Below are 12,880 nucleotides of genomic sequence, written 5' to 3'. Positions count from 1 at the left end.
GGGTCACTCGCCGAGGAGCAGCGTGAGAACCCACTCGAGCTCGCGCGTGACGTAGTCGACGATGTCGCCGGTCTTGAGGTGGGCTGGGAGGACGTCCCACGTGTAGGTCTCGATCTCGAGGTGCTCCGACAGGGGCGTCGCGACGTGCAGGCGCATCGCGTCCTCGATCCCGGACCGAGTGGTCCCGACGGAGCCGAGGTCGTCGAGGAACACCGGCAGGTGGAAGTGCGTGCGCCACTCGCGGGGGCTGCCCGGGTCGCGCCGATAGTCGGCGATCGCGTCGGCGAGGTGGAGGTGGTGGATCTCGGCGCCATCGCGACGTTCGGTGGTCTGGCTGAGGTAGATGGTGTCGGTGAACGCATCCAGCTCGGCGACCACCTCCGGGCTGACCTGGGGGACGCGGAGCGCCGAGGCGGCCTGCAGCTTGAGGATCGGCACGCCGGCATCGACCAAGGACTGGAGGGATGCTCCGATGTCCTCGAAGCCGACTGACTGGTGGCAGATGTCGAACACCACGCCGAGGTGGCGTCGGAGGAGGTCCTCGACCCGCGACAAGGGCTGTCCGGTCAGGCGGGCGAGTGCCGTGCGACCCTCGGCGGCGTAGATCCGCTCCTCGAAGAAGCGCACCGTCTCCGCCGTGGTCTCCAGCCAGCAGGCAGGTTCGGGCTCCAGCGCGATGGCGACCTGCACGCCGGTCCGCTCCTCGAGCATGACGAGGTGGGCTACGGCGCGCACGAGGTGCTCCACGAGCGACTGGACGTACGCCTCGTCCACCACGTTGGCCCGGAACGCCAGCGGCGCCGTCTGGATCGTGGGCCGCACGCCCGGCGCGGCGATGTCGGCAAGGACGTCGGCGACCTGGGTGGTGTAGTCGAGTCGGGCTTGCGTCGACCAGTCGGGTTCGTAGACGTCCTCCATGACGGTGCGACCCTTGAACGGGCCGTGGGGGAAGGCATTGACCGTGTAGACGTAGAGCTGCTCCCTGGTGAGGAACTCGCGCAGCTCGGCCCGCAGGTCTGGGGACCCGGCCAACGTGGCCGCGGAGCTGCCCGAGAGACGCAGCGAGACGCCGAAGGGCGCGTCAGGGGAGACCCGCGCCTTCACCAGGGGGACGAACGTCCGGAGGCTCTCCCACATCTCCGGCCATGTGTCACCGGGGTGGACGAGGGTGGAGTACGTCAGGTGGCCGAGGCCCCTCTGCAGCAGCACCGCGTCACTCCCGGCCGGGGATGATGCGGGCGTCGCGCAGCTGCTGGAAGAGGTCGGTGAAGGACCCGATGGTGCTCTGGTAGTCGAGGAATCCCATCGATCGGCTCTTCGACATGTCGGCGAATGTCTCGACCTCCCGGCCGAGGTCGGCGTCGGTGTGCCACCAGGAGGCGAGCTCGGACGCGGCGTAGGGAGCCAGGTCGTGCTTCTCAACCAGACCGGCCCAGACCTCGTCCGCATGGTCCATGCGCCCCTCTAGTGGCTGCGGGTGGCCGGGATACTCGCCGGCCGGGACGCCGAGGGCGTCCGCCACCTGGGGCCAGAGCTGCCGCCATCGCACGACCTCGCCGTTGACGGTGTTGAAGGCCTGGTTGCGGGCGAGCGGCTCCGTGGAGGACCACAGGACGTGGCGGCCGAGGAGGCGGGCATCGGTCAGGTCCGTGACGCCGTTGAGCTGCTGCGGGCTGCCCGGGAACACGAACGGGTCCCCGGTGGCCCGGCACAGGGAACCGTAGACGGCAAGGGTGACGCCCATGTTCATCACGTTGCCGAGGGCGTAGCCGATCAGCGTGTGAGGACGGTGCACCGACCACGTGAAGCCCTGGCGCTCGGCCTCGGCGAAGAGGATGTCCTCCTGGTCGTAGTAGAAGTTGGCGACCGGGAGGCGTGGCTGGGTCTCCCGGAAGGGCGTGTCGGCGGGCTTCGACGCATAGGCGTCGAAGGGTCCCAGGTAGTGCTTGAGACCCGTCACGAGCGCCACGTGCTCGAGGGTGCTCGCGCGGCCGGCCGCGGCCAGCAGGTTGGCCAGCATGGCGCCGTTGACGCGCTGGTTGTCGGCTTCGGTCTCCTGTCTCGACCAGGTGCTGAACACGACGTGGCTGAAGTCGTGACCCTGCAGGGCGCGGTCGAGGGAATCGGGGTCGAGGACGTCACCGCGCAGCTGCTCGACGCCCGGGATGTCGTAGCGTTGGGAGCGCGACAGCCCGAGGACCCGCCAGCCTGCAGCTGACATCGCGCGGGCGGTGTTGAAGCCCGCTATGCCGGTGACCCCGACGATGAGGACGGTGCGTGACACGGTGGTTCCTCCTGGAGCGGTGGTCGACCCGGAAATCCGGTGCTGTCCGGCTCATGGTGATCTGCAGTGGACAATTCGTCAAGTGACAGTGAACAATGCGGGGCGAGGAGTTCGCATCGTTCGCTCTCGATGATCATTTGCGTCCTTCGCGCACGGTGCCCGCCGCCTCGGCACCGCGATGTGGCTACCGTGAGGCGGCACCGACGACGAGGGGACGGACGCATGAGCGAGCCGGAGCGGGACCCAGCAGAGGGCCGTGGCGTGGGCCAGCTGGGCAGCAAGGTGCGACTGGCGCGCCAGGAGGCGGGGCTCTCCTTGCGAGAGCTCGCGCGTCAGCTGAGCGTGTCGCCGTCATTCCTCTCGCAGATGGAGAACGGGAAGTCCCAGCCGTCCGTGGCGACCCTCTACTCCATCGCCCAAGTCCTGGACGTCTCCATCGACGAGCTCTTCCACAGCGGAGACGGCGCGCGTCCGGAGGACGCTGACAAGCCGGAGGCGGCGCTCAACGCGGCCGCCGCGCCCCAGGCGCCCCGCCGCTCCCTGGGCGTCGTGAGCCGCTCTGACATGGCCTCGCCGGCCGAGGCGTTCGACCGCGAGCCGCGCCGGCTGACCGTCAGCAGGCCCGACCACCGACCGCGCCTCGAGATGGATTCCGGCGTGATCTGGGAGCAGCTCGCCGATTCGGCGCCTGACGTTGACTTCATCGAGATCATCTATCCCGCCGGCAGCAGCTCCACCAACGACCAGAGGATGATGCGCCACGCGGGCCAGGAGTACGGCTACCTCCTCGAGGGCGAGCTCGAGGTGACGGTCGGCTTCGAGGTCTTCACCATCGGCCCCGGTGATGCGTTGAGCTTCGACTCCTCGGTGCCCCACCTGCTTCGCAACCGCACCGACGTCGACGCGCGCGGGATCTGGTGCGTGCTGCATCCGCACTGACTGACGTCCGCCGACCTCCGGTGATTCGGAGGCCTTGACTCTGACTGAACGTCTGTGAAGTATGGGTTCACAGTCGCAAGGTGCGACGTACGTCACAGAGTGAGGTCCCGTGAAGGCTCTTCAGTTCCTCGGCGACAGCCAGTACGCCGTGACCGACCTCCCCGCGCCGGACATCGAGGACGACGAGGTCCTCCTCGCCGCCCGGAGTGTGGGCATCTGCCACTCCGACATCGACCTGCTCCGGGGTCGCTACATCATCCCCTTCAGCTTCCCGGTCATCCCTGGGCACGAGTGGGCTGCCGAGGTGGTCGCCACCGGACGAAAGGTGACCCGGTTCGCGCCGGGGGATCGCGTCGTCGGGGAGTGCGTGATCGGCCAGGAGCACTTCGGCTTCAGCATCAGCGGCGCGGCCGCCGAGCTGTTCGTGGCCAAGGAGGGATGGCTGCACGCGCTGCCGGACGACCTCACCTGGACGCAGGGAGCACTCGTGGAGCCGTTCAGCTGCGGCTACTACGCAACCGTGCGCGCCGACAACCTCGACGCGAGCGACACGGCCGTGGTCCTCGGTGCCGGGCCGATCGGTCTGGGGGTCGTGGCTGCGGCCGCGGCGCGCGGCGTGCGCGTGGTCGTCGCCGAACCCGACCCTGCTCGGGCCGCGCTGGCGCAGGCGCTCGGTGCGGAGGTCACGCTCGACCCGACCGGCGCCGACGTGGGGGAGCGGCTCGACGAGGTGACCGGAGGCAGACGCGCCGACGTGGTCTTCGAGGCGAGCGGCAAGCCGGCCGCGATGGCTGCGGCCCTCGACCTGGCCGGCTTCCGGGCCCGGCTGGTCTACATCGGCATCGACGTCGGTGGCTCGGCTCCTGCCGCCCTGGGGCAGATCCAGTCCAAGGAGCTTCAGGTCCGCGGCATCATCGGCTCGCCGGGCGTGTGGCCACAGACGCTGCGGTTCCTCGCGCGCAGCGGCGTCGACCTCAGCCCGCTCGTCACCTCGTCGTACGAGCTGGATTCGGCGGGCGAGGCTGTGGAGGCCGTGCTGACGGATCGATCCCAGGTCAAGGTCCACATCACCTCCTCGGCCACGCCATGAAGGCCGGAGTCCTCCACGCGCCCGGTGACCTTCGCATCGAGGACCGCGCCGACCCCGCGCCGGCGCTGGGCGAGGTCGTGATCGAGGTTGCCTACAACGGCCTGTGCGGCACGGACGCGACCGAGTTCACCAAGGGGCCCATGATGGTGCCACTGCACACCCGGCACCCGGGGAGCGGGCACCTCGGGCCCACCGTGCTGGGGCACGAGTTCGTCGGCACCGTCGTCGATGCCGCGCCGGAGGGGCGATACCTGCTCGGGCGGCGCGTTGCCTGCGGGGCAGGCGTCTCCTGCGGGGAGTGCGCCTGGTGCCGCCGCGGCCGCACCAACCTGTGCGCGCGCTACTACACCTTGGGCCTGAGCACTGATGGCGGGCTCGCGACCTTCGTCAGGGCACCGGCTGCCACGTGCGTGGTGATACCCGACGACTGCACGACCGAGTCCGCGGCACTCGCCCAGCCCCTCGCGGTCGGGATCCACGCCGTGCGCCGCTCGGGCGTGCAGCCTGGCGACGCCGTCGTCCTGCTCGGAGCGGGCGCGATCGGCTCGTTCGTGTGTGCCGGCCTCGAACGCCACGACGGCCAGGTGCTGGCGGTCGACGTGGACGCCGGGCGCCTGGAGGCGGCCCGGGCGTTGGGGGCGACCGACACCGCCCTCGTCAGTCCGTCCGCAGGCCCTGACGACCTCCGGGACCTGGTGGCAGGCGGTGCGGACGTGGTGTTCGAGACCTCGGGCGTGCCGGGCGCGGTCGAGCGCGCGTTCGCCCTCACTGCACGCGGCGGCACCACGGTGCTGGTCGGCCTCAACAGCGCGCCCACCACCCTGAGCCTGGCTCCGGTCGTGCTTCGCGAGGTGGACGTGCGCACCACGGTCGCGCACGTGTGCGGCGACGACCTGCCCGCCGCCCTCGACCTGCTGACGCGCCGCGACCTCGGCTCCTCGATGGTCGATCGAGTGGTCCGGCTCGACGACGTCGTCGACCAAGGACTGCGGCCCCTGTCGACGGGCGACGTGACCGGCAAGGTCCTGGTGGATCCCCGTGGCTGACGTGGCGGTGCTCGGCACCGGACGGATGGGCGCAGCGATGTCCCGACGGCTGGTGGACGCCGGTCACCGCGTGCGGGTCTGGAACCGGACCTCGGCGCGCGCCGAGGCGCTGCGTGCCGAGGTCGGCGGTGCCGGGCTCGATGTAGCGGACACCCCCACCGCGTGCGTCGACGGGGCTGACGTCGTGCTCAGCATGCTCGCCGACGGGACCGCGACGACGGCCGTCCTGCTCGATCCGCACCTGCTCGAGGTCCTCGCCGCGGACGCCGTCGTGTGCGACCTCGGCACGAGCGGGGTCGATGCAGCACACGAGCTCGCGCGCGCCTACGCCGCGTCGGATCGGCGTTTTGTCGATTCCCCGGTCTCCGGCAGCGTTGCCACCGTGGCTGCCGGGCAGCTGCTGGTGATGGCCGCCGGCTCCCTCGAGGACGTTGCTGCGGTCACGCCGGTCATGGAGGCGTTCGCGGCGAAGGTGGTCCGGGTGGGAGAGGCAGGGCAGGGCCAGGCGATGAAGCTCGCGGTCAACCTGGTGGTGCACGACCTGAACGCTGCGCTCGCGGAGTGCCTGGTGCTCGCCGAGGGTGCTGGGATCGACCTCGCGACGGCGTACGACGTCCTGGAGGGCAGCGCGGTCGCAGCCCCGTTCGTCCGGTACAAGCGGGCGGCCTTCCTCGAGGCGGACCAACCGGTGGCCATGAGCCTGGACCTCGTGGCCAAGGACTTCCGCCTCATCGTCGACCTCGCTGCCGCGCAGAGCAGGTCGCTGCCGGTGAGCGAGGCCGCTCGCCGTGCCGTCGAGGAGGCTGTCGAGGACGGCAACGGTGCTCGGGACATGGCCCACCTGCGCGCCTATCGGGCGGCGTTGCCCGCCGACCGCTGAGGCGGCCGTCCGCGCGTGTGAAGGCCGTCACACAAATGAGATGTGAACCTCTTGTGAACACTCCGAGGGATATGTACAGTCACACCGAACGTGTGACGGACAGCACAGGTGAACGCTGCGAGACACGGACCGCCCACGACCGATCCAGGAGGGCAGATGGCCACCACCACCCCCGCGCCGGCGACCGACCGGTCGCCCCGAGGCGTCCGGCCCGGCCCGCGGGTCAGCGTCTCGCGCGGACTGGTCACCATCACGATCGCCACTGCCGCCCTCTTCGTCGCGAGCGCTGTCTTCGCCTCGACCAGCGTGAGCCGGGGTGCCATCACCAGCATGCTGCCGTTCGCCGCCGTCCTCGCGGTGGCGGCCATCGGGCAGACCCTCGTCATCCAGCAGGGTGGCATCGACCTCTCGGTCCCCGGCGCCATCTCGCTGGTCGTCGTCATCGTCACCCACGAGCCGAAGGGGGACGACGGCAAGCTCCTGGGCGCCGTGCTGCTGGCCCTCGGGGTGGCCGTCGCGGCAGGACTGCTCAACGGCTTCCTGGTCGGGCGGCTGCTCCTCAACCCGATCGTCGCCACGCTGGGCACCAACGCACTCATGTTCGCCGGTGTCCTGGGGATCTCGGGAGGATCGCCCCGTCGCACCACCGACCGGCTGGCTGCGATCACGGGCGGTGACACCGCCGGGATCCCGAACGCTGTCTTCATCGCCGTCGTGGTCCTGCTCGTCACCAGCGTGATCGTGAAGCTCACTCCTGCCGGCCGACGCTTCGAGGCTGTCGGCGCCAACCCGGCGGCCGCGTGGGCCGCCGGGTTGCGGGTCCGCACGTTCAAGGGCGCGGGCTACCTCGGCGCGCAGCTGCACTACTGGGTCGCGGGCGTGGTGCTGGCCGGGATCCTGGCCCAGCCGACCGCGTTCCAGGGCAACGCATACCTGCTCCCGAGCGTCGCCGCGGTGGTCCTCGGCGGTACCTCGCTCCTCGGTGGTCGGGGCAACCTGCTCGCGACCGCGGTCGCGGCCCTGTTCCTCAGCCAGCTCGAGCAGTTCGTGCTCGCCCTGGGTGTGAGCTTCGCCGTCCGCACCCTGGTCGAGGCCGCTGCGCTCGCGATCGGCGTACTCCTCTACTCCGTCGACGTGCGCTCGCTCGTCGGGCGGCTGCGCAGCCGGCGACGCGTACCGGCGGCGACCTGATCCATCCCTCGGGAGCTCGGCGTCCACAGCACCACCCCCACCCCCACCTCATCCGAGTACGAAAGAAAAGGGACACAGACATGTTGCGACGACTCTCACGCCGCCCCACCTCGATGGCTGCCGTCGGTCTGACGGTCGCCGCGATGGCGCTCGCCGGTTGCGGCTCGGACAGCGGCGACGACCAGGGCGAGACCTCCGCGGCCGACCTGGAGGGTGCGCCGTCCTGGTGCGGACCGAAGAAGATCACCCTCGGGCTCACCGACGGGTTCGGTGGCAACAGCTGGCGCCTCGTCACCACTGCGTCCGGCAAGGACGAGGCGGCCAAGTGCCCCAGCGTGACGGAGGTGTTGTACGCCGACGGTCAGGGCGACACGCAGAAGGCCATCTCCGACATCCAGGGCATGGTCGCCAAGGGCGTGGACGCCCTGGTGGTCTTCCCGGACGCCGGCCAAGCCATGCTCCCGGCCCTGCGCACCGCGTTCCAGGCGGGTGTGGTGACGGTGCCCTACCGCGTGGACCCCGGTGGGGAGGACGGCACCGACTACACCAAGTACATCGCGTTGGACTCGGTCAACGACGGCGTCAACTGGGGCAACTGGATCAAGGAGATCCTGCCCGATGGCGGCAACGTCCTGTTCCTCAGCGGTCCGAAGGGCAACAGCCAAGGACTCGGGGAGGCCGAAGGGCTTGCCCAGACCCTCGATCCCGAGAAGTACACGATGATCGGTGAGCAGCCGTTCGAAGTCACCAACTGGGACCCCGCCCTGAGCCAGAAGGTGCTCTCGGCGGCCATCGCGAAGTACGACCAGATCGACGTCATCGTGAGCGACTTCGGCCCGTCGCTGGTGGGTGCGCTCCCTGAGTTCACCAAGGCGGGGCGCTCGATCCCGCCGCTCGCGACCTCGGACGGCAACGTCCTGGGCTGCTTCTGGAAGGACAACCAGGCGGACAACCCGGACTTCAAGCTCATGACCATCGCCACGGGCAACGACCACGTGCGCCTGGCGATGCAGTACGCCATCGCCGAGGCCACTGGCGGCGAGCTCCCGGCCGAGGACACGCACCAGCACGCCCTCTTCGAGAACTCCGTGACCGAGGACCCCAACCCCGTGGAGTGCGAGCCCGACCTGCCCGGTGACATCTACCTCTCCGCGGAGATGTCGCCCGAGGACCAGGCCGCACTGCTCAAGTGAGCCCCGTGGCCGGTCGGGTGACCCCCGTCCCGGCCGGCCACGGACATCAACCGGAGGAACCCCGACCCGCGTGGAGGACGACATGACCGAGACGACCGCTGTGGCGGTGCGACAGCCGACGATGGTGCTGTCGGACGTCTCCAAGAGCTATGCGGGTGTCGCCGCACTCACCGACGTCTCGCTCGAGGTGATGCCGGGTGAGGTGCATGCCCTCCTGGGTGAGAACGGCGCCGGCAAGTCGACGCTCATGGCTGTCGCGTCCGGCACCGTCGAGCCGGACGCCGGCGTGCTCACGGTGGGCGGCGAGCAGTACCGCTCGCTGACACCGGCCGCAGCCACCCGGTCGGGGATCGCGATCGTGCACCAGCATCCTGCCGTTCTCCCCGACCTGACGGTCGCGGAGAACCTGCGGCTCGCCCTGCCAGGCGACGTGCTGACCTCCGGCGGCCGGTCCGAGCGCGACGGCATGCGCGCCGTGCTCGACGAGATCGACCTGCCCGTGCACCTCGAGGAGCGGGTCGACCGCTTGTCAGTGGCGCAGAAGCACCTGCTCGAGCTGGCCAAGGCCTTCGCTGTGCGGCCTCGGATGCTGATCCTCGATGAGCCCACCGCGCCCCTCGGCCCTGACTCGGTCGACCTGCTCTTCGAGCGCGTGCGGGCCCTTGCCGCGTCCGGGACGGCCGTCGTCTACATCACCCACCGCCTGGCGGAGGTGCGCCTGCTCGCCCAACGCGTCACGGTCCTCCGGGACGGTCGGCTTCGTGGCAGCACCCTGGTCGAGGACGTGACCGACGACCAGCTGCTCGCCATGATCGTGGGTCGCCAGCTCGATGCCACCTTCCCGCCGAAGCCCGCCGACGACGCCTTCGGCGACGTCGTGCTCGACGTGGCGGGGCTGTCCGGCGAGGGCTTCTCGGACGTGTCGATCACGGGCCGGCGTGGCGAGATCCTCGGTGTTTCGGGCGTCGTCGGCAACGGTCAGAGCGAGCTGTTGCGAGCCCTCGCGGGACTGGCCTCCTTCGAGGGCGACGTCGTGGTGGCGGGCAACAAGCGTGGTCAACGCCAGCTCCGCAAGGTCTCCGGCTACATGCCGGCGGACCGCCACCACGACGGCTTGATGATGACCCTGTCCGTGCGGGAGAACGCCGCCCTCAGCGGTTTGGGCTCGATGACGCGCGGGCCGTTCCTGAGCAGGTCGCGCGAGCTGGAGCTCGTCGGCCGCGAGCTGACCGAGCTCGACGTGCGGGCGCCCTCGATGGAGGCGGTCGTCGCTGCCCTCTCGGGTGGCAACCAGCAGAAGGTCGTCCTGGCCCGAACCCTGCTCGCGAAGCCGGCGATCGTGCTGGCCGACGAGCCGACCCAGGGCGTGGACGTCGGCGCACGCGCCGAGATCTACCGGATCCTGCGCGAGGTCGCCGACGAGGGAACACCAGTGATCGTGGCATCGTCGGACGCCAAGGAGCTCGAGGGCCTGTGCGACCGGGTGCTGGTCATGTCGCGCGGCCATGTCGTCGCCGACCTGGCCGGCGACGACGTCACCGAGGAGCGGATGATCCGGGCCGCGGTCGCCTCGACCCAGCACACCCGGGAGACGACCGAGCGTCGCCGCGACACCAGTCGACCGGCGCTGCGCAGGTTCCTCGCCGGCGACTACGCGCCGGTCGCTGTGCTGGCGCTGGTCATGGTGGGCCTCGGCGCCTACGTCTACAGCCAGAACCCGCTCTACCTGTCCGCCTTCAACATCACGTCGATCATGATGCTGGTCTCCGCCCTCGGCTTCATCTCGCTCGGGCAGAACGTCGCACTGCTGACCGGGGGCATCGACCTCTCGGTGGGGCCCCTGGCCGGCTTCCTGGTCGTGGTCGCCTCGTTCTTCGTCAACGACGGCGCAGCCCTGACCACGATGCTCCTCGGGTTCGCCCTGATGGTGGGCGCGGCCGTGGCGACGGGCCTGGTCAACGGGACCCTCATCCGACTGGGCAACTTCACACCCGTCGCCGCCACCCTCACGACCTACATCGCGCTCCAGGGCTTCAGCTTCCTGCTCCGCGACGCCCCCGATGGCGTCATCTCTGCCGACGTGACGAGCCTCGTCATGCGCAAGGTCGGACCGGTTCCCCTCGCCTTCGTGGTGCTGGTCGCCGTCGTGGCGCTGATGGAGTGGGCCCTGCGCAGGAGCCGGTGGGGCCACCGGATCCGCGCCGTCGGCTCCCAGGAGGACTCGGCACGCAAGCTGGGGGTGTCGGTGGGCAGGACCATCGTCGGGGGCTACGTGATCACGTCCCTCTTCACGTTCCTCGGCTCGCTGGTCCTGCTGGCCCAGCTCGGCATCGGGGATCCCGCCCAGGGCGTGACCTACACCCTGAGCAGCATCACGGCCGTCGTGCTCGGTGGCACCAGCCTGCTCGGCGGACGCGGCACCTTCGTCGGCACCCTCCTCGGCGCCGGGCTCATCGTCCAGCTGCTCAACGCCACGACGTTCCTCGGCCTCAGCCAGACGTGGCAGTACCTCTTCCAAGGCGGTCTCATCGTGATCGCCGCCGTGCTCTACAGCCGCGTGCGCGGCTCCCACTCGCCCGTCTGACGGCCAAGAAAGGACCATCATGCTCGCGGCCCGCTTCCACGGACAGCACGACATCCGCGTCGAGGACGTGGCGACCCCCTCGCCCTCGGCCCCCGACGACATCCTGGTCGAGGTGCACTGGTGCGGCATCTGCGGCACCGACCTGCACGAGTACGCCGTCGGCCCGATCGTCACCCCGACCACTCCGCATCCGCTTACCGGGGTGACGTTGCCCCAGACGCTCGGGCACGAGTTCTCCGGGACGGTCGTCGAGGTCGGCTCCGACGTTCGCGACGTCGTCGTCGGCGACCGGGTGGCGATCATGCCGGCGATCGTGTGCGGTCGGTGCTACTTCTGCCGCCGAGGTCAGGGGCACCTGTGCCTGGTCTTCGCGTGCACCGGCCTGAGCGCGGAGACCGGTGGGCTCGCGCAGTACGCCGTCGTCAAGGAGTACCAGGTGGCGAAGCTCCCCGACTCGGTCTCCGACCTCGAGGGCGCGGTCATCGAGCCGGCGGCGGTCGCTGCCTACGGCGTGGACCGTGCCGGCGTCACCGGCGGCGACGTCGTCCTGGTCACGGGCGCCGGACCGATCGGCATCCTGTCCGCGATGTACGCCGCGGCGGTCGGCGCCGGCGCGGTGATCGTTGCCGAGCCCAACCCCAACCGGGCCGCGCTGGCGGCCTCGCTCGACATCGGCGAGGTGCTGGACCCCACCGCTCCCGGCTTCGCGGAGCGCCTGCTCGACCTCACCGACGGCATCGGTGTCGACCTCACGGTCGAGTGCTCCGGCACCAGCCCCGGACTGGCGACAGCCATCTCCTCCACCCGCCGCGCCGGGTCAGTGGTGCAGACGGGCCTGCACACCAAGCCCGCCCAGCTCGACGCCATGGCACTGGCCGAGAAGGACCTGTCCCTCCACGGCAGCTGGTGCTACCGGCTCACGGACTGGCCCCGGGTCATCCGGATGGTGGCCGCCGGCACGTACCCCGTGGCGCGAGCCGTCACGGCCCAGATCGACCTGCCCGACGTGGTCACCCGCGGTTTCGACGTGCTCGTCGACCCCCAGGGCGACCAGCTCAAGGTGCTCGTCCGGTCCGGGGGAGGGACATCGTGACGCTCCGCGCCATCCACCACACGGGCCTCGTCGTCACCGACCTCGACCGGTCGATCTGGTTCTACCACGACGTGCTCGGGCTCCCGTTCGCCAACGAGCCGACCCCGTGGTTCGACGGGGAGGACCTCGCCCGCGGGGTGGGGGTCCCCGGCGCGCGGTTGAGACAGGTGTCCCTCTGGGTCGGCGAGCACGCCACCCTCGAGCTCATCGAGTACGCCAACCGGCCCGCCTCGAGCACTGCGCCGGTGCCCAACCACCACCTGGGTGCGGCCCACGTCTGTTTCCGCGTCGACGACGTGCGAGCGAAGAAGGCGGAGCTCGAGGCCCAGGGGGTGCCGTTCTACTCAGACGTCAACGTGGTGGACGACGGGCCCCTCGCCGGCTGGCGGTGGTGCTACTTCTCCGACCCCGACGGACTGGCCCTCGAGCTGGTCGAGATCGCCTACTACCTCGAGGAGGAGCGCAAGGAAGCTGCGGAGCAGTACCTCAGCTCGCGGCCCAGCCTCGCCGAGATCCAGGCCGGCACCCGGCCCGACGCCACAGCCGTCCACGCGTGACTCGTCACGCCCTCATCTTTCGC

11 protein-coding genes are annotated in these 12,880 nt (G+C 70.4%); 9 read left to right on the top strand and 2 right to left on the bottom strand.

The annotated features are described in order from the left end of the window. Window positions 1-3: 3 nt before the first annotated feature. On the bottom strand, window positions 4-1,209 hold the full coding sequence (eboE, locus tag ACXJKB_RS18010; RefSeq protein ID WP_457190780.1) for a metabolite traffic protein EboE: 1,206 nt from the start codon (window positions 1,207-1,209) through the stop codon (window positions 4-6). 4 nt (window positions 1,210-1,213) lie between these two features. After that, a complete protein-coding gene (locus ACXJKB_RS18005; RefSeq protein WP_457190778.1) occupies window positions 1,214-2,284 on the bottom strand; it encodes an SDR family oxidoreductase in 1,071 nt (356 codons plus the stop codon). Window positions 2,285-2,506: 222 nt separating this feature from the next. Here ACXJKB_RS18005 and ACXJKB_RS18000 point away from each other — a divergent pair, with 222 nt between their 5' ends. The 9 genes from ACXJKB_RS18000 (at window position 2,507) to ACXJKB_RS17960 (ending at window position 12,857) form a co-directional block, all read left to right on the top strand. Then, window positions 2,507-3,223, top strand: a complete 717-nt coding sequence (locus tag ACXJKB_RS18000) for a helix-turn-helix domain-containing protein (RefSeq protein WP_457190776.1) — start codon at window positions 2,507-2,509, stop codon at window positions 3,221-3,223. 109 nt (window positions 3,224-3,332) lie between these two features. Continuing rightward, the gene (locus ACXJKB_RS17995; RefSeq protein ID WP_457190774.1) at window positions 3,333-4,313 is read left to right on the top strand and encodes a zinc-dependent alcohol dehydrogenase; all 981 of its coding nucleotides are present in this window, start codon (window positions 3,333-3,335) and stop codon (window positions 4,311-4,313) included. Next, complete coding sequence (locus tag ACXJKB_RS17990) at window positions 4,310-5,359, top strand: zinc-dependent alcohol dehydrogenase (protein WP_457190772.1); 1,050 nt, start codon at window positions 4,310-4,312, stop codon at window positions 5,357-5,359. Before ACXJKB_RS17995 ends, ACXJKB_RS17990 begins: the two co-directional genes overlap by 4 nt. Then, window positions 5,352-6,239: an NAD(P)-dependent oxidoreductase gene (locus tag ACXJKB_RS17985; protein WP_457190770.1), complete on the top strand. Its 888-nt coding sequence runs from the start codon at window positions 5,352-5,354 to the stop codon at window positions 6,237-6,239. The genes ACXJKB_RS17990 and ACXJKB_RS17985 overlap by 8 nt, the downstream gene beginning before the upstream one ends. Window positions 6,240-6,395: 156 nt before the next feature. Beyond that, window positions 6,396-7,430, top strand: coding sequence for an ABC transporter permease (locus tag ACXJKB_RS17980; protein WP_457190768.1), 1,035 nt, complete (start codon window positions 6,396-6,398; stop codon window positions 7,428-7,430). A gap of 80 nt (window positions 7,431-7,510) precedes the next feature. Further along, complete coding sequence (locus ACXJKB_RS17975; protein ID WP_457190766.1) at window positions 7,511-8,623, top strand: substrate-binding domain-containing protein; 1,113 nt, start codon at window positions 7,511-7,513, stop codon at window positions 8,621-8,623. An 82-nt stretch (window positions 8,624-8,705) separates the two neighbouring features. Continuing rightward, on the top strand, window positions 8,706-11,207 hold the full coding sequence (locus tag ACXJKB_RS17970) for an ATP-binding cassette domain-containing protein (protein WP_457190764.1): 2,502 nt from the start codon (window positions 8,706-8,708) through the stop codon (window positions 11,205-11,207). 19 nt (window positions 11,208-11,226) lie between these two features. Next, window positions 11,227-12,300, top strand: a complete 1,074-nt coding sequence (locus tag ACXJKB_RS17965; RefSeq protein WP_457190762.1) for an alcohol dehydrogenase catalytic domain-containing protein — start codon at window positions 11,227-11,229, stop codon at window positions 12,298-12,300. Beyond that, entirely contained in the window at window positions 12,297-12,857 is a 561-nt protein-coding gene (locus ACXJKB_RS17960) for a VOC family protein (protein WP_457190760.1), read from the top strand. The genes ACXJKB_RS17965 and ACXJKB_RS17960 overlap by 4 nt, the downstream gene beginning before the upstream one ends. The last annotated feature ends 23 nt before the right edge of the window (window positions 12,858-12,880 follow it).

The sequence above is a fragment of the Nocardioides sp. P5_E3 genome, from assembly GCF_054049275.1.
The sequence above is the reverse complement of the archived record's forward strand: the minus strand, read 5'-3'. Positions and strand labels throughout refer to the sequence as shown.

Excerpts from the sequence above, each read along its gene's own strand:
- ACXJKB_RS18000 (WP_457190776.1), top strand. The coding sequence starts at position 2,507 with ATGAGCGAGCCGGAGCGGGACCCAGCAGAGGGCCGTGGCGTGGGCCAG.
- ACXJKB_RS17970 (WP_457190764.1), top strand. The coding sequence starts at position 8,706 with ATGACCGAGACGACCGCTGTGGCGGTGCGACAGCCGACGATGGTGCTG.
- ACXJKB_RS17980 (WP_457190768.1), top strand. The coding sequence starts at position 6,396 with ATGGCCACCACCACCCCCGCGCCGGCGACCGACCGGTCGCCCCGAGGC.
- ACXJKB_RS17965 (WP_457190762.1), top strand. The coding sequence starts at position 11,227 with ATGCTCGCGGCCCGCTTCCACGGACAGCACGACATCCGCGTCGAGGAC.
- ACXJKB_RS17975 (WP_457190766.1), top strand. The coding sequence starts at position 7,511 with ATGTTGCGACGACTCTCACGCCGCCCCACCTCGATGGCTGCCGTCGGT.
- ACXJKB_RS17990 (WP_457190772.1), top strand. The coding sequence starts at position 4,310 with ATGAAGGCCGGAGTCCTCCACGCGCCCGGTGACCTTCGCATCGAGGAC.